Below are 15,665 nucleotides of genomic sequence, written 5' to 3'. Positions count from 1 at the left end.
TAGATGTCACGCAAGACCCCATATAAAGCAAAGAACGACGACGTTGAGCGTAAGTGCATCGTCTCGGGAGAGATCACCCCAAAAGCGGGGCTGATCCGCTTTGTTGTGGGTCCTGATGACAGGATCTATCCTGATGTCTTGGGGAAGCTGCCCGGACGTGGTATGTATGTGACTGCTGATCGTGCGATGTTGGAGGCGGCCACAAAGGGCCAGTTTTCCCGCAGCGCAAAGAAGGCAGTTGTCATTCCTGAGGGCCTTGTTGAGGAGGTGGAGCGTCAGTTATGCCGTCACACCCTTGATTTGATCGCTTTGACCCGTAAATCGGGTCGTGCGGTGTGTGGTTTTGAGAAAGTTAAGGGCTGGCTCGCCGGTGGCGAGAATGTCCGTGTTTTGTTGCAGGCCTCTGATGGGTCCGAGCGCGGCAAGGCAAAGTTATGGACCCCCGAGGGTGCCCGGTATTTCGGGTGTTTTACTTCGGAGGAATTGGGTTTGGCATTCGGACGTGGAAGTGCAATACACGGCGCGCTCTCGAATGGTAAACTTAGCAACCGTGTTGTAGAGGAAGCCACAAAGCTGCGTGGCCTACGCGAGATAGACGGCGACGATATGTCCGCCGGGAAGGATATGAAGCCAGATGAGTGATAACGACGGTAAAAAGCCACTTGGTCTGGGCGGTTCGCGCCCAAGCAATGTGAAGCAGAGCTTTAGCCACGGACGCACCAAAAACGTCGTGGTCGAGACTAAACGCAAGCGCGTTGTGGTCCCCAAAGCGACGACAACAGCAAAGCCGGCGACCGGTGGTCCAACGATGCCGATTGGTGGTGATCCATCCAAGCGTCCGGCAGGGATTTCGGATGTCGAGCTGGCGCGTCGTATGAAAGCATTGGCGATGGCCAAGGCTCGTGAGACTGAAGAGCAAGCCAAGCGTCTGGCCGAAGAGGCAGAACGTGCAGCCGAGCGCGAAAAGCGTCGCGCTGAGTTGGAGGCCAAAGAGGCCGAAGACCGTGCTCGCGAAGAGAGCCTGAAGGCGAAAGCCGATGAAGAAGAGCGCAAGCGCTTGAAAGCTGCCAAGGCGAAAGCTGCGGCGGATGCACCAGTTGCTGCGCCTCCGGGCGAAACGTCTGTGTCTCGTCCGTCCTCGGCGCCTCGTAATGCGGACCGCGAAAAGACGAACCGCAACAATGAGAACGCCAATGCCAAGCCGCGTAGCGGTGACGGTGATAGCCGTCGTTCTGGTAAGTTGACGCTGAATGATGCGGTTGCCGGTCGTGCCGGTGGTCGTCAGCGGTCGATGGCCGCGATGAAGCGTAAGCAGGATAAGGCCCGCGCCAAGGCGATGGGTATTTCTGCCGAGCGTGAAAAGATTTACCGCGATGTGGCGCTGCCCGAGGCGATTACGGTTGCAGAACTTGCAATTCGTATGTCCGAGCGTGTTTCTGATGTTGTCAAAGCATTGATGACAAACGGTATCATGGCGACGCAGACCCAAACAATTGATGCGGATACTGCGGAACTGATCATTGAAGAGTTCGGCCACCGCGTTGTGCGCGTTTCTGATGCGGACGTTGAGCAGGTGATCGAGCAGACCAAAGATGATCCTAAGGATCTGGTTACCCGTGCGCCGATTATCACGATCATGGGTCACGTTGACCATGGTAAGACGTCTTTGCTGGATGCGATCCGCAATGCGCGTGTTGTTGCTGGCGAAGCTGGTGGCATTACGCAGCATATTGGTGCGTATCAGGTCACGACCGATAGTGGTCAGGTATTGTCGTTCCTTGATACTCCGGGTCACGCGGCGTTTACGTCGATGCGTTCTCGTGGTGCACAGGTCACTGATATTGTTGTGCTTGTGGTTGCGGCAGATGATGCGGTTATGCCGCAAACTGTCGAGGCGATTGCTCATGCGAAAGCAGCGAATGTGCCTATGATCGTTGCTATCAACAAGATTGACCGTCCTGCGGCCAATCCGACCAAAGTGCGCACCGATCTGTTGCAGCATTCGGTAGTGGTCGAGGCTATGTCGGGTGATGTGCAGGATATCGAAGTGTCTGCGTTGACGGGTCAGGGTTTACCTGAGCTGTTGGAAGCGATTGCGCTTCAGGCGGAGATTCTGGAATTGAAAGCGAACCCGAACCGCGCAGCTTATGGTGCGGTCATCGAGGCCCAGCTTGATATTGGTCGCGGTCCTGTCGCGACGGTTCTGGTGCAGAACGGCACATTGCGCAAAGGCGACATTTTTGTTGTCGGCGAGCAGTGGGGTAAAGTTCGCGCGCTGATCAACGACAAAGGCGAGCGTATTGATGAAGCTGGTCCGTCGGTACCTGTTGAGGTCTTGGGCCTGAACGGGACGCCAGAGGCGGGTGACGTTTTGAGCGTGACATCGACAGAAGCGCAGGCGCGTGAGATCGCGGAATACCGTGCGAATGCGGCCAAGGACAAACGTGCGGCGGCTGGTGCTGCTGTGACGCTTGACCAGTTGATGGCGAATGCCAAGTCGAACGAGAACATCAGTGAATTGCCGATCTTGTTGAAAGCGGACGTTCAGGGTTCTGCCGAGGCGATTGTGCAGGCGATGGAGAAAATCGGCAACGATGAGGTGCGTGTGCGTGTTCTACACTCCGGTGTTGGTGCGATCACGGAATCCGATATCGGTCTTGCCGAAGCGTCAGGCGCCCCTGTGATTGGATTTAACGTTCGTGCCAATGCATCGGCGCGGCAATCTGCCAACCAAAAGGGTGTCGAGATCCGCTATTATTCGATCATTTACGATCTCGTGGATGATGTGAAAGCGGCGGCGTCTGGTCTGTTGTCGGCGGAGATTCGTGAAAAGTTCATCGGTTATGCCAAGATCAAAGAAGTCTTTAAGGTTTCGAATGTCGGCAAAATCGCTGGTTGTCTTGTGACCGAGGGTGTTGCCCGTCGTTCTGCCGGTGTGCGTTTGCTGCGTGACGATGTGGTTATTCACGAGGGCAATTTGAAAACGCTGAAGCGTTTCAAGGACGAGGTTTCCGAGGTTCAGTCAGGTCAGGAATGTGGCATGGCGTTTGAAAACTACGAGGATATTCGTCCCGACGACGTGATCGAAATCTTCGAGCGTGAAGAGATCGAACGTAACCTGTAAGGTTTTCTAGAATTTAGTGAGAAGGGGCTGCCAGTTTGGTGGCCCTTTTTTGTTTGAGCCAGTTTGTGTTGGGTTCGCGCGATGGCTGGGGCAAAAAAAGAGGCACCCGATTGGATGCCTTTTTTCTGGTGCTGACGGGAGCTGACACACACGACGCTTATGGTGATGTGTTTGGATGATAAATACGCTCAGGGATTTGGTTTAGCCTCGGACTAACGAAATCATGTTAAAGCCAATCACGCAGAATCGGGATAAGTGGAATATCTGCGGCGGGCATCGGATAGTTTTGCAAGTCGCGCGCGTGAACCCATTTGAGGGCTTGGTTTTCGCGGCCTCTTGGCGTGCCTTCCCAGCGGCGGCAGGCGAAGAGTGGCATGAGTAAGTGGAAATTTTCGTAGCTGTGGCTGGCAAAGGTGAGTGGCGCGAGGCAGCTAGACCATGTGTTGATGCCGAGTTCTTCTTGCAGTTCACGAATGAGCGCTGCTTCGGGGGTTTCGCCTGGTTCGACTTTGCCGCCAGGAAATTCCCACAGGCCCGCCATTGATTTACCTTCGGGGCGTTGTCCCAAAAGGACGCGCCCATCGGTGTCGATGAGCGCGACTGCGGAGACGAGTAGCGTTTTCATTCGCAGACCTCTGGTTTGACTTTCACGACCGGTAGTCTGCGTTGATTGTGATGTATTGGTGGGTCAAATCGCAGGTCCAGACGGTGGATGTACCGTAGCCGAGGCCAAGATCGACGTTGATTGTGATGTCTTGGGCTTTCATTTGCGCGGCGCCTGCGTCTTCGGTGTAGGTGGGGGAGACCCAGCCGTTTTCCGCCACAAGCACGTCACCGAATTTGATGGTGAGAAGGTCACGGTCGGCGCGAGCGCCTGATTTACCCACGGCCATGACGATGCGGCCCCAGTTCGGGTCTTCGCCAGCGATGGCAGTTTTTACCAGCGGAGAGTTCGCGGTGGCCATGGCGACGAGGCGCGCGTCTGCGTCGGTGGCGGCACCTGTCACGTTGATTGTGACGAATTTGGTGGCGCCTTCGCCGTCGCGTACGACTTGATGGGCGAGGTCGAGCATGACGGTGTGCAGGGCGGTTGCGAAATCGCTGTTGCCTGTCACGTCGACGCCTGAGCGGCCGGTTGCGCCGATCATCAGGCTGTCGGAGGTGGAGGTGTCGCTGTCGACGGTGATGCAGTTGAAGGTGTTGGTGTTATGCGTCGAGACCAGTTTTTGCAGGTCGGCTTGGGCGATTTTTGCGTCGGTGAAGATGTAGACCAGCATGGTTGCCATGTCGGGCGCGATCATGCCGGACCCTTTGGCGATGCCTGCGATTTTCACGGGCTTGCCGTTGATCGTGACGGTTTGTGTCGACCCTTTTGCGAAGGTGTCGGTGGTCATGATGGCGGCGGCGGCGTCGCAGAGGTTTTCGGCGGATTGGGTGTCGCGCAGATCGCTGATTTTGGCGATGATTTTGTCGTGGGGCAGGGGGAGGCCGATCACACCGGTGGAGGCGGTGAACACGCGGTTTACGTCGATGTTGCAAAGGTCAGCGACGCTGGCGCAGATGGCAGCGACGGACCCCTCGCCGTGTTTGCCGGTGAAGGCATTTGAGTTGCCAGAGTTCACGATGATTGCGGCGCGGCCTGTCGAGGGGGTCGCGAGTTTGCGCTGGCAGTCGAGCACGTTGGCAGAGCGGGTGGCTGATGTCGTGAAGACGCCCGCGACGCTGCTACCCTCGTCGAGGATAGCGAGCATCACGTCGCGTCGGTCTGCGCGTTTCACCCCTGCCATTGCAGCCGCAAAGGTCACACCGTCGATCACGGGCAGATCAGGGAAGGAAGCGGGGGCGAGGGGTGAAACTGTCATGGTTTACTGGTCCAATAGGTCAATGTTGCTCAGCAGGGTCGGATCGAATGCGTCTGCTTCGGGTTTTGTGATTTCAGCGGCCTCTGTCAGGTCGGAGAGCAGGGATTGGATCGCTGTTTCCTGTACTTCGCTAAACAGGTCCTGACGCACGTCGTCGAGGGATGGCGCCTCGGCGTTGCGGGTCTCTAACAGGGTGACGATGTGCCAGCCGAATTGTGTCTGGACCGGATCTGACACGTCACCGATGGACATGTTTGCGACCGCTTCTTCAAATTCGGGGACCATCTGGCCTGCGCCGAACCAACCGAGGTTGCCGCCGTTTGGACCTGTCGGGCCTGTGGAGACTTCTTTGGCCACATCGCCAAAAACTTCGCCATCTGTGACGCGAGCTTTTGCGGCGGCGGCTTCTTCTTCGGTTTCAACGAGCAGGTGGGCTGCGTTGTATTCGACGGTAGGTGCTGCGTCCGCGTAGCGCTCGTCATACAGAGATTGCAGAGCTTCGTCGGTGACGGTGCCAACGGTGAGGTCGTTCACTGCTTCGCCCGCCTTCAAAGAACGCTCTTCGTTCTGGATCGCGTAAGTCACGCGAGCGGGAGTTTCGGTCAGGCTATCGGCCAAAAGTTGCTGTTGGATCAACTGGTCGAGGATCCCATCGAACAGAATTGCGTCTTCGAGTTGTGCGTATTGCTGCGGAAGTTGAGCGCGTGTGATGATCATTTGACCGAGTGTGATGTCGGTTCCGTTTACGGTTGCGATCACGGTTGCGGCACTCGCATCTTGCGCATTTGCGCTGCTGGCTGCGAGAGAAAGGGCAAAAGCCCCGAAAAATGTTACATGTTTCAGCATTAAACGATCCCTTGATGTGTTGCGGAGGTCCGCAACATTGACACTGCATAACCCGCCCCTTACATCCAAAAGTAGCCTTCGAGGGGGCCGGTCTTGGCCCTTTGTAGGGGTCGATTTGATGAGCTTCAAGCGACCTCCTCTCAATTATATGTAAGTCGTGCGTGATCACGCCGCCGGAGAGAATGAAGATGGGTTTAGGAACGATTGCCAGAAAAGTGTTTGGCACCGCAAACGATCGCAAAGTGAAATCGGTTCGCCCGTTGATCGCAAAGATCAACGCGCTTGAGCCTGAGTTCGAGAAACTGTCGGATGAAGAGATCAAAGCGAAAACCGAAAGTTTGGCGACCCGCGCGAAGGGTGGCGAAAGTTTAGACGCCCTTTTGCCGGAGGCGTTTGCCAACTGTCGTGAGGCGGCACGCCGTGCCTTGGGTTTGCGCGCGTTTGATACGCAGCTTATGGGCGGAATTTTTCTGCATCAGGGAAATATCTCTGAGATGAAAACCGGCGAGGGCAAGACGCTTGTTGCGACTTTTCCCGCGTATCTGAATGCCTTGTCGGGCAAGGGTGTGCATGTTGTTACCGTCAACGATTATCTGGCGACGCGTGATGCGGAGTGGATGAGCAAGGTTTACGGCGCACTGGGCATGACCACCGGAGTGATTTACCCGCAGCAGCCGGAAAACGAAAAGCAGGCCGCGTATCTGTGTGACGTGACTTACGCCACCAACAACGAGCTTGGCTTTGATTATCTGCGCGACAACATGAAGTCCGAGTTGTCGCAGATGCATCAGCGTCCGCATAACTATGCGATTGTGGATGAGGTCGATTCGATCTTGATTGATGAAGCACGCACGCCGCTGATTATTTCGGGTCCTGCACAGGATCGCGCGGAAATGTACCGTCAGATTGACAAGGTCGTGCCGGAGTTGTTGGAAGAGCATTACACGATTGATGAGAAGACCAAGCAGTGTAGTTTTACTGATGAAGGCAATGATTTTCTTGAAAATCGTTTGGCTGTTGTCGGTTTGTTGCCAGAGGGTCAGTCGCTTTATGATCCCGAGAGCAGCACGTTGGTGCATCATCTGGCCCAAGGTTTGCGCGCCCATAAAATGTTTACCCTCGATAAAGATTATATCGTGCGTGACGGTGAAGTCGTTCTGATTGATGAATTTACCGGACGTATGATGGCCGGTCGTCGTTTGTCGGAAGGTCTGCATCAGGCGATTGAGGCAAAAGAGAATGTGTCGGTGAAGGCCGAGAACGTCACTTTGGCATCTGTGACGTTCCAGAACTATTTCCGTTTGTATAACAAGTTGTCGGGCATGACTGGTACTGCGTTGACCGAGGCCGATGAGTTCATGGAAATTTACGGATTGGGTGTGGTCGAAGTGCCGACGAACCGCCCGATTGCCCGTAAGGACGAGAATGATCAGGTGTACCGCACCGCCCGCGAAAAGTTTGAGGGTGTTGTGAAGGAAGTGCAGAATGCGCACGAAAAGGGTCAGCCGATTCTGGTTGGGACGACGTCGATTGATAAGTCCGAGGCCTTGGCGCAGATGTTGACGGCTGCGGGTATCACGCACAATGTTTTGAATGCTCGTCAGCACGAGCAGGAAGCCCAGATTATTGCCGATGCTGGTAAGTTGGGTGCCGTGACGATCGCGACAAACATGGCGGGCCGCGGGACAGATATTAAGCTGGGTGGGAACCTGGAATTTTCGATCATGGCGGCGATTGCGGCGAGTCCTGATGCGGACCCCGAGGAAATTCGTGCCAGTATGGAAGCCGCCCATGACGTAGATGAGAAGGCTGTGATTGAAGCTGGTGGTCTGTTTGTGCTTGCTACCGAGCGTCATGAGAGCCGCCGCATCGATAACCAGCTGCGTGGACGTTCCGGACGCCAAGGTGACCCTGGTCGCTCGTCGTTCTTTTTGTCGCTGGATGATGATTTGATGCGTATCTTCGGTTCCGAGCGGTTGGATAAAGTGTTGTCCAGCCTTGGAATGAAAGAGGGCGAGGCGATTGTGCACCCTTGGGTGAACAAGTCGCTGGAGCGCGCGCAGGCGAAGGTTGAGGGGCGCAACTTTGACACTCGCAAACAGCTGTTGAAGTTTGACGATGTGATGAACGAGCAGCGTAAGGTGATTTTTGCCCAGCGTCGCGAGATCATGGAAGCGTCTGATTTATCCGAGATTGTGGCCGATATGCGCGGTCAGGTGATTGATGATCTGGTGCACGAGTATATGCCGCCGAAATCTTATGCCGATCAGTGGAATACCGAGGGGCTTTATGCGGCAGTGATTGCCCAGTTGGGTCTTGATGTGCCTGTGATGAAGTGGGCCGAGGAAGAAGGCGTCGATGATGACGTTATCCGTGAGCGGTTAGAAGAAGCGTCGCAGACGTATATGGACGAGAAGGCGGCCGCCTTTGGTGCCGATACGATGCGCAACATTGAAAAGCAGGTGTTGTTGCAGACGATTGATGGCAAGTGGCGCGAGCATTTGTTGACGCTGGAGCATTTGCGTTCGGTTGTTGGTTTCCGCAGTTATGCGCAGCGCGATCCGTTGAACGAATACAAGACCGAAGGGTTCCAGTTGTTCGAGCGGCTTTTGGATGGTTTGCGGACTGAAGTGACGCAGAAATTGGGTCAGATCCGTCCGATGAGTGCCGAAGAGCAAACGGCGATGGTTGCTCAGATGCGGGCGCAGCAGGCTGCTGCGGCTGAGGGGCAGGAAAAGGCGGTTGCGCGGGCTACGTCTGATAGCTCTGGCGTGGGTGCGACGGCGCGTGAAGGTTTTGTCGAGGATGATCCGAGCACTTGGGGTAGCCCGAGCCGCAACGATGCCTGCCCATGTGGGTCGGGTAACAAATTCAAGCACTGCCACGGCAAAATTGTCTAATTTCGCCACAATGCGGTCACGCTAAAACCTTGCGGTGGCCGTTCTGCGGCCACCGTCCGGTGACAGACTGTTTCCATATCCGCATCGGAGGGGGAGGCAGAAATGTCCCGGAAGAAGAATTTTATAACGGCAGCGATAACATTTTCGACAGCGCTAGGCATCGGTTTCGTCATGCAATATGGCGACGCGGTTGCATCGCGGATTCAGGCAACGCCAGAGCCGAATTTGACTTTACCGGACATTGTTTTGCCGCAGCAGGCGTCGATGGCGTTGGACCTACCGGAAATGGTGGTTTCTAGAACTCGCGAGCCGCTTATCGAGCTCGCGGCGCTGGAGGAGTTGGACGTGCCTGAGATGGCCGCACCCTCTGCTACGCCAGAGCCGGTATGTGAAGTCAAAATGTCAGCTGATACATTGCCGATGGCGATGGTTGCAGTATCGGTTGTGGCACCTTGTCAGCCGAATACGGCGGTAACGATTCACCACCAAGGCATGATGTTCTCGCAGTTGACTGACGCGGAAGGTCGCGTAGCTATTGTTGTGCCTGCGCTTTCACAGGAAGCATTTTTTATCTCGGCGTTTGCTGGTGGTGAAGGTGCGGTTTCGTCAACGACTGTGCCGGAGCTGGCCAATTATGACCGAGCTGCGTTGCAGTGGCAGGGTATGAACGCGGTGCATTTGCATACGCTGGAGTTTGGTGCGGATTACGGCACGGATGGTCATGTTTGGGCCGCTGCGGCGCGTGATGTCGACTTTGTAAATCCGCCGAGTGCAGGGTTTATGACTTCGCTTGGTGATGCCCGCGCAACAAACGCGCTGATGGCCGAGGTTTATACATTCCCATCCGGGCAGTTTAATCGAGACGGGACTGTCGCGTTATCGGTTGAGGCTGAGGTTACCGCAGAGAATTGCGGGCGCGATATTGCGGCGCAAAGCATCCAGTTGAACCCTGAGCAAGAGCCGACTGCGATTGATTTGATGATGACCATGCCAGACTGCGAGGCGGTTGGTGAGTTTCTGGTGTTGAAGAATATGTTCAGGGACCTGACGCTCGCTGCGAAATAAGGCGTAATGAATGCGGCCGCTTTGGTTTGTTATCAAACCGGCGGTGGCATTGGTGGACGCTGCTTTGACTTGGGATTTTTATCTTGTCGAAATGCAATAGGCCCGCAAATTGCGGGCCTATCAAACTATTCTTTTGCTTTGACTTACTCGGTTGCGCAGGCGCGTAGTTTTTCAACGTCTGGACCATTTGGTGTCCGACCAAGATTAAACGGAGCCGACGCATCACGCCATTTTGCGTAATCGTTCAGGTACTCAACTTGGCTGAGATAAACCCGTGCACTATCAGGGTTCTCACATGCGGCTTCTTCGATGACGGCATTTGCCATTTCCTGAATCGTCGCAAGTGTTTCGTCATCATAGCGGGTAATTTCGATACCTGCGTCAATGAACTGCTGATAGGCTTCAGTCGCGCGTTTCTCAGTGAAGGCAAGCGACCAGATCAGGTTGGCTTCGGCTGCAATTTTCAGCGTTTCGCGTGTCTCGTCGGACAGCGCATCCCAAGATTCTTTGTTGATCATCACACCGAAAACCGAAGCGGACTGGTGCCAGCCGGGTGTTGCCCAGAATTTGGTAACTTGGTGGAAACCACCTGAATAGTCGACGTTTGGTGTCGAGAACTCGGCACCATCAATCACGCCACGCTCGAGGGACTGATAGATTTCGCCGCCAGCCATAGACACCTGGCTACCGCCAAGACGTTCTAGCAAACGGCCCTGCTCTAGGCCCGAGAGCCGCAGGCGCATGCCTTCTAGATCAGCCAGAGTTTCGATCTTTTTGTTGGTGCGGAAACCGGATTCGTTGTTGGTCACGCCATATGGCAAATAGACCATGCCGAACTGGCCATAGATGTCGTCATATAGCTCTTGGCCGCCCCACTGCTGGATCCAGTTCACATAATCAACCGCGTTGAATAGCGATGCTGTGGTGGCCAACGGCGAAAACGCAGGGTTGCGACCGGCCCAATAACCAGGCCAGTCAGCGCCAGCCTGAATTGTGCCGGATTCAACCGCACCAAACACTTCGCCTGCAGGCACCAATGCACCGCCTTCGAAGAACTCGATGCTCAGATCGTCGCCAGTCAGTTTATTGGCCAATTCGACAAAGTGCTTGTCGATTTCGATAAGCTCCAGTGACGTTGGCCATGTGGTTGTCATTGTCCACGAGTCTTGTGCCAATGCAGCGCTGGACACGGTCGCCGCCACTGCTGCGGTTGTAAAGAGATTAGCCAGTTTCATATGAAACTCCTTTTCTAGGTTACTTTGGGTAGAGAGTTTGAGGGAGCCACAGAACCAGTTGCGGTATGACCGCAACGGCGATGCACATCGCGATAATCAGTCCGATAAACGGCAGAACACCGCGAATAATTTGTCCGGTGCGCACTTCTTTGGGGGCAATCGCGCGCAGGTAGAACAGCGCATATCCGAAGGGCGGGGTCAGGAACGAAGTCTGCAAAACCAGCGCCATCAGCACGACAAACCACAACAGATCTACCTGCATTTCTTGAACGATAGGCAGGAAAATCGGGAATGACAGCAGGACAATCCCGGTCCAGTCAAGAAACGCGCCGAGGATGAAGACGATAAACAGCATCATTGCAATCAGCATCCACGGGGCCATGTCGAGACCGCGAATGATTTCTTGCGTGGCGCGCAGGCCGCCGGTGATATTGAAAACACCGGTAAATGCAGTTGCGCCGATCACGATGAACAAGATCATTGCAGAGGTGCGCCCCGTTTCCAGCATAGCCGAATAAAACGAATGGAGCCGGAATTTTCCCCGTACGATCACGATCAGTAGTGCGAGGGCTGCACCGATTGCGGAAGCTTCGGTTGCGGTTGCAATACCGGCCAGCAACGAGCCTAGAATACCCAAGATAAGGACCAAGGGCGGTACGGCTTCGAATGCCAGCATTTTCAGTAACGCACCGCGTGATATCTTTTCATCGGGTTCAACGGCCGGAGCGGAGGCAGGGTCAAATATCGCAACAACGACGACCCAAGCTGCGTAGAGCAAACCCAGAAGAATACCGGGGATCATTGCACCGGCAAACAGCTCTCCAACCGAAAGCGGAGAGTAGGACGCCATCAAAATCAGCATGATTGAAGGTGGGATCAGGATACCCAGACATCCGGACGCGGCGATAACGCCAGTCGTCAGGGTCGGTGAATACCCGTAACGCAACATCGGCTTTAGCGCCATGACACCCATCACGGTGATCGACGCCCCGATGATGCCGGTCGTTGCGGCCAGCAAAATTGAGATGAATACAACGGCCAGCGCCAGCCCGCCGCGCACATTCGACAGCAGCAATCGCAGCGATTCGAACATCCTGTCCGTGACGCCACTATCGGATAAAAATCTGGCCATGAGGATGAATAACGGGATCGCAATCAGCGTAAAGTTATCCAGCACATCGCCGAAAATACGATTGATAACGATGCCTAACACCATAGGCTTGCCTGCAATAACTGCGCCAAGCACAGCAGTGCCGCCAAGAACAAAGGCTAAGGGGTGCCCCATGAAGAGCCCTAAAAGCAGCAGGCCGAACATGCAAAGGGTGATGATTTCAGGAGTCAATGTGCGAAACCTCGCGGTCAAGAATGAGTTTCAGAATTTCGGAGATGCCTTGCAAGAACAACAGTCCTGCGGCAACGGCCATGGCGATTTTCAACGGATAAACGGGCATCTGAATCGAGCCGTAAGTGGTTTCGCCTTGGTTCCAAGACTTCATGGCGAAGTCCCAAGAACGGGTCATGAATACCCACGCAAACGGGAAGAAAAATATGAGGTATCCGGCGACCTCGACCCAGCGCCTTGTCCGGCGGCTAAATCGCTCTGTCACCAGATCAACGCGCACATGGGCCTGATGGCGCAATGCATATCCGCCCAGCATGACAAAGTAGAAACCGTATAGCTGTTTTGTGACATCAAACGCCCAACGGGTCGGGTCGTTAAAGACATAGCGCATTACGACGTCGAAAATGATGATTGCGGCAAAAACGATTGCAACAACTGATACCAATCTTCCGGCGAGTTCGTTTAATCCATCGATTGTTTTGATTATCATAATCACCTCATTTGCCATGCGTGAACGTGAGATGAGCAATTATTCGCCGATCTTACAAGGACTTATTTCGTATTGTCGATATTGATGCTCCCGCAAGGCGCTCCCCGCCTTGTTATCTTACCAAAACAGACCAAGTGTTTTTATGCCAGCGAAAAATTGCCAAGTGAACGTCGGGTTCACTTGGCCTTGAATTTAGAGATGAGGCGCTAAAATCGAGAAACCGGCCCCGCCAAGCTCGCGCTTTAGCGTTGTCGCGATATCAAGGGCAACTGCGCTATCGCCATGAACGCAAATCGTATCAATCCGCACGGGAATGCGTTTGCCGCTGGTCGAAATGATGGCATTTGCTTTGATCATTTCGATGATCCGCGCCGCTGCAACATCTTTGTCTTCGATCATTGCATTCGGTTGGCTACGATCGGTCAGCGTGCCGTCATCGCAATATGTGCGGTCAGCGAAAATCTCGCCTGACCACGAGGCATCCAGATTTTTCGCTGCCGCCTCCATTGCCGTTTGCGGCATGACGACCAGTCGAATGTCAGGTTGAATTGCCAGCGCAGCCCGATAGCAGGTCTCGGCCATATCGATAGATTCAGCGGCCATATTCGACAGTGCGCCGTGCAGTTTGAAATGCGCGATCCGGGCGCCTCTCGCAGTAGCCATCGCGATTGCGGCCCCGAGTTGGTATTGGATCATATTTGTAAGTTCGTTGGTGGATAGCTTGATCCGACGTCGTCCGAACCCTTGCAAGTCTGCAAAGCCAGGGTGCGCGCCCAGCGCCACACCGTTGCGCAAGGCAAGGTCCATCGTTTTGGCCATTGTATCGGGGTCACCCGCATGGAAGCCGCAGGCGATATTGGCTGAACTGATGACCTTGAGCATTTCTGCATCCTTGCCCATCACCCAAGGTCCGAAGCTTTCGCCCATATCTGCATTGAGGTCGATTGATGTTTTCATAGGTCACGCTCCAAATCATCGCCGCAGGTTACGCCGCTGATTAATTGGTAAGATAGAAGATCATGGATGTCAGCCGGATTGCGCACCAACGGGCGCACCTTGGACCTGATCTGGGTTAATGTTTGTGTCTCGGTTTGATAAAGTCGGGCTGCCTCTTGCAAGCTGACCCACGCAAATTGCACCTCGGCCCCTGTTTGCAGTTGCGCCATACGGGGGCGATCTGTGTCAATTATTGTGCCGATACGTGGGTAGCCGCCAATGGTCTGACATTCTGTCAGAAGCACAAAAGGCACGCCATCACCCGTCATTTGGATGTCGCCACATGTTACAAAGTCCGACACGGGACTTGTCGCGAGTGTCGCGGTGAAACCCGTGCCATCATGGTCAAGTCTAGACCCTGTGCGGTTTGCCTGCGCATTGCGCGTGAACCGTGTGTCGCAAAAGCGTGCAATGGTCGCATCATCAAACATATGGGTTTGAGGGCCCGCCATAACCCGGATGTTACCGCCCGCGAGCCGTGCGTCAGGTGCAATGCACTGCGGCGGTATGTGAGGCTGCGTATCGCCAGAGAGGGGTATTGTATCGCCAGCGGCCAGATAGCGGCCTATGCCAGCGGCGATATGTGTGGACACGCTTTCTAGCCAGCACGTCTGCATGATGTCCCCTGCAAATGTGAGGTATCCATAAGCGCCAGAAATCGCGCCGCCGATGGTAAGAACCTGCCCTGCATTCAGCAGATGCGTCGCGTTCCAGCGCGCGGGCGTTCCGTCGATATTCGCCGACATCTGCGCGCCGGTCAGGGCAATCCGCATCGGCGCGTCACATTGAAAGCGACCTCCCATGCCAGCCATTTCGATGGCCGCATCAACCTTTGATCGGCCCAGAAGTGCAGCCCCTTCCATCAGCGCCAAGCGATCCATAGCGCCGCCGGTCGAAAGCCCGAGGCCAACGTGACCTGCGCGGCCAAAATCCTGCACGCTGACCATTGGTCCGGCCTGTAGAATTTGCAGAGTGGCTGTCATGTCAGCACCTTGCATACTGCACCCCCAAGCCCGTCAGATTGAGTGGCCTTTAGCGTTGTAATTGTATCGTCATCAACGGCAACAAACCGGATGAGATCATTGGCTTGTAGAGCGAAGGGCGTGGCGCGGTCCGCTTGAAAGGGTGCAAACGCACAGGTTCCAATCCAGCGCCAGCCTGTTGGGCTTTGGTTTGCGAATAGCACCAGTTGCCGCAATGCGACAACGAGGGCTCCTGCGGGAACCTGTGCGGTTATTTCACTTTGGCGGGGCATGTTCCAGTTGTCGGGCAGGTGTCCGATATAGGGCTGACCGGGTGCAAAACCAATTGCCAGAACGGACAGGTCCTGACCTGTAATCTCTTCAATGGCTTGGCGCGGACTAAGACCTGCCAGCGCGGCAGCCTCTTGCAATTGCGGACCTCGGTCGCCGTCAAAGCTAACGGGAATAGTCCAGAGCCGTTGTGCCGCCAGCGAGGGTTTTTCAGATTTTTGATCCGCGAGCAGGGCGTCTAGTTTTTCCAAGAGCGCACCTCGCGACACGCTTTGCGGTGCAAACTGAACCAAAACCGAGGTGAGCGAGGTGGCCACATCAACCACACCATCGAGTTTTCCCTGCCGCACAACATCACCAAAATTCAGCGCCTGTTTCGTGTTTGCAGTATACCCGTCGCCAAACCGCACAAGGATACCGTCCTGTCCAAGCGGATACATCGTGGCTGCTGGATTAGTAACTGTATTTTCGATCAGTTCAGAGGAAGTCATAAAGCTGCCCTTCTACAATGCCGCTTGACTGATGTCGTGAAACGCTTACAAAATGTCAACA

At 54.9% G+C, this 15,665-nt stretch carries 13 protein-coding genes; 4 read left to right on the top strand and 9 right to left on the bottom strand.

Going from position 1 to position 15,665, the window contains the following annotated elements:
• Nucleotides 1-3: 3 nt before the first annotated feature.
• Both ACXLHR_RS14350 and infB read left to right on the top strand, forming a co-directional pair.
• A complete protein-coding gene (locus tag ACXLHR_RS14350; RefSeq protein ID WP_458792071.1) occupies nucleotides 4-642 on the top strand; it encodes an RNA-binding protein in 639 nt (212 codons plus the stop codon).
• A complete protein-coding gene (infB, locus tag ACXLHR_RS14345; protein WP_458792070.1) occupies nucleotides 635-3,124 on the top strand; it encodes a translation initiation factor IF-2 in 2,490 nt (829 codons plus the stop codon). Before ACXLHR_RS14350 ends, infB begins: the two co-directional genes overlap by 8 nt.
• Before the next feature lie 226 nt (nucleotides 3,125-3,350).
• On the opposite strand, the gene mutT is transcribed toward infB, so the two are convergent.
• From mutT to ACXLHR_RS14330, 3 genes are read right to left on the bottom strand one after another with little or no spacing between them, the layout of a single operon-like run.
• Nucleotides 3,351-3,749: an 8-oxo-dGTP diphosphatase MutT gene (gene mutT, locus ACXLHR_RS14340; RefSeq protein ID WP_458792069.1), complete on the bottom strand. Its 399-nt coding sequence runs from the start codon at nucleotides 3,747-3,749 to the stop codon at nucleotides 3,351-3,353.
• Between the two features lie 22 nt (nucleotides 3,750-3,771).
• Nucleotides 3,772-4,986, bottom strand: a complete 1,215-nt coding sequence (gene argJ / locus ACXLHR_RS14335) for a bifunctional glutamate N-acetyltransferase/amino-acid acetyltransferase ArgJ (protein ID WP_458792068.1) — start codon at nucleotides 4,984-4,986, stop codon at nucleotides 3,772-3,774.
• Nucleotides 4,987-4,989: 3 nt separating this feature from the next.
• Nucleotides 4,990-5,832: a peptidylprolyl isomerase gene (locus tag ACXLHR_RS14330; protein ID WP_458792067.1), complete on the bottom strand. Its 843-nt coding sequence runs from the start codon at nucleotides 5,830-5,832 to the stop codon at nucleotides 4,990-4,992.
• A 188-nt stretch (nucleotides 5,833-6,020) separates the two neighbouring features.
• On the opposite strand from ACXLHR_RS14330, the gene secA reads away from it, so the two are divergent.
• Both secA and ACXLHR_RS14320 read left to right on the top strand, forming a co-directional pair.
• A complete protein-coding gene (secA, locus tag ACXLHR_RS14325) occupies nucleotides 6,021-8,732 on the top strand; it encodes a preprotein translocase subunit SecA (RefSeq protein ID WP_458792066.1) in 2,712 nt (903 codons plus the stop codon).
• A 102-nt stretch (nucleotides 8,733-8,834) separates the two neighbouring features.
• A complete protein-coding gene (locus ACXLHR_RS14320; RefSeq protein ID WP_458792065.1) occupies nucleotides 8,835-9,797 on the top strand; it encodes a hypothetical protein in 963 nt (320 codons plus the stop codon).
• A 143-nt stretch (nucleotides 9,798-9,940) separates the two neighbouring features.
• On the opposite strand, the gene dctP is transcribed toward ACXLHR_RS14320, so the two are convergent.
• The 6 genes from dctP to ACXLHR_RS14290 form a co-directional block, all read right to left on the bottom strand.
• Nucleotides 9,941-11,032, bottom strand: coding sequence for a TRAP transporter substrate-binding protein DctP (dctP, locus tag ACXLHR_RS14315; RefSeq protein ID WP_458792064.1), 1,092 nt, complete (start codon nucleotides 11,030-11,032; stop codon nucleotides 9,941-9,943).
• A gap of 19 nt (nucleotides 11,033-11,051) precedes the next feature.
• A complete protein-coding gene (locus tag ACXLHR_RS14310; RefSeq protein WP_458792560.1) occupies nucleotides 11,052-12,347 on the bottom strand; it encodes a TRAP transporter large permease in 1,296 nt (431 codons plus the stop codon).
• Between the two features lie 16 nt (nucleotides 12,348-12,363).
• Entirely contained in the window at nucleotides 12,364-12,864 is a 501-nt protein-coding gene (locus ACXLHR_RS14305) for a TRAP transporter small permease subunit (protein WP_458792063.1), read from the bottom strand.
• 192 nt (nucleotides 12,865-13,056) lie between these two features.
• On the bottom strand, nucleotides 13,057-13,821 hold the full coding sequence (locus tag ACXLHR_RS14300; protein WP_458792062.1) for a LamB/YcsF family protein: 765 nt from the start codon (nucleotides 13,819-13,821) through the stop codon (nucleotides 13,057-13,059).
• Nucleotides 13,818-14,843 (bottom strand): 5-oxoprolinase subunit C family protein, encoded by a 1,026-nt coding sequence (locus ACXLHR_RS14295; protein WP_458792061.1) that lies wholly within the window; start codon nucleotides 14,841-14,843, stop codon nucleotides 13,818-13,820. The genes ACXLHR_RS14300 and ACXLHR_RS14295 overlap by 4 nt, the downstream gene beginning before the upstream one ends.
• Nucleotides 14,840-15,604 carry a 5-oxoprolinase subunit B family protein gene (locus ACXLHR_RS14290; RefSeq protein WP_458792060.1) on the bottom strand — a complete coding sequence of 255 codons (765 nt, stop codon included), beginning with the start codon at nucleotides 15,602-15,604 and terminating at the stop codon, nucleotides 14,840-14,842. Before ACXLHR_RS14290 ends, ACXLHR_RS14295 begins: the two co-directional genes overlap by 4 nt.
• Nucleotides 15,605-15,665 lie beyond the last annotated feature (61 nt).

Source organism: Yoonia sp. MH D7 (assembly GCF_054439475.1).
The sequence above is the reverse complement of the archived record's forward strand: the minus strand, read 5'-3'. Positions and strand labels throughout refer to the sequence as shown.

What these genes read in the sequence shown, in the direction of transcription:
- mutT (WP_458792069.1), bottom strand. Translation starts at nt 3,749, where the DNA reads ATGAAAACGCTACTCGTCTCCGCAGTCGCGCTCATCGACACCGATGGG.
- ACXLHR_RS14295 (WP_458792061.1), bottom strand. Translation starts at nt 14,843, where the DNA reads ATGACAGCCACTCTGCAAATTCTACAGGCCGGACCAATGGTCAGCGTG.
- ACXLHR_RS14290 (WP_458792060.1), bottom strand. Translation starts at nt 15,604, where the DNA reads ATGACTTCCTCTGAACTGATCGAAAATACAGTTACTAATCCAGCAGCC.
- secA (WP_458792066.1), top strand. Translation starts at nt 6,021, where the DNA reads ATGGGTTTAGGAACGATTGCCAGAAAAGTGTTTGGCACCGCAAACGAT.
- ACXLHR_RS14350 (WP_458792071.1), top strand. Translation starts at nt 4, where the DNA reads ATGTCACGCAAGACCCCATATAAAGCAAAGAACGACGACGTTGAGCGT.
- ACXLHR_RS14330 (WP_458792067.1), bottom strand. Translation starts at nt 5,832, where the DNA reads ATGCTGAAACATGTAACATTTTTCGGGGCTTTTGCCCTTTCTCTCGCA.
- argJ (WP_458792068.1), bottom strand. Translation starts at nt 4,986, where the DNA reads ATGACAGTTTCACCCCTCGCCCCCGCTTCCTTCCCTGATCTGCCCGTG.
- infB (WP_458792070.1), top strand. Translation starts at nt 635, where the DNA reads ATGAGTGATAACGACGGTAAAAAGCCACTTGGTCTGGGCGGTTCGCGC.
- ACXLHR_RS14305 (WP_458792063.1), bottom strand. Translation starts at nt 12,864, where the DNA reads ATGATAATCAAAACAATCGATGGATTAAACGAACTCGCCGGAAGATTG.
- ACXLHR_RS14320 (WP_458792065.1), top strand. Translation starts at nt 8,835, where the DNA reads ATGTCCCGGAAGAAGAATTTTATAACGGCAGCGATAACATTTTCGACA.
- ACXLHR_RS14300 (WP_458792062.1), bottom strand. Translation starts at nt 13,821, where the DNA reads ATGAAAACATCAATCGACCTCAATGCAGATATGGGCGAAAGCTTCGGA.
- ACXLHR_RS14310 (WP_458792560.1), bottom strand. Translation starts at nt 12,347, where the DNA reads ATGTTCGGCCTGCTGCTTTTAGGGCTCTTCATGGGGCACCCCTTAGCC.
- dctP (WP_458792064.1), bottom strand. Translation starts at nt 11,032, where the DNA reads ATGAAACTGGCTAATCTCTTTACAACCGCAGCAGTGGCGGCGACCGTG.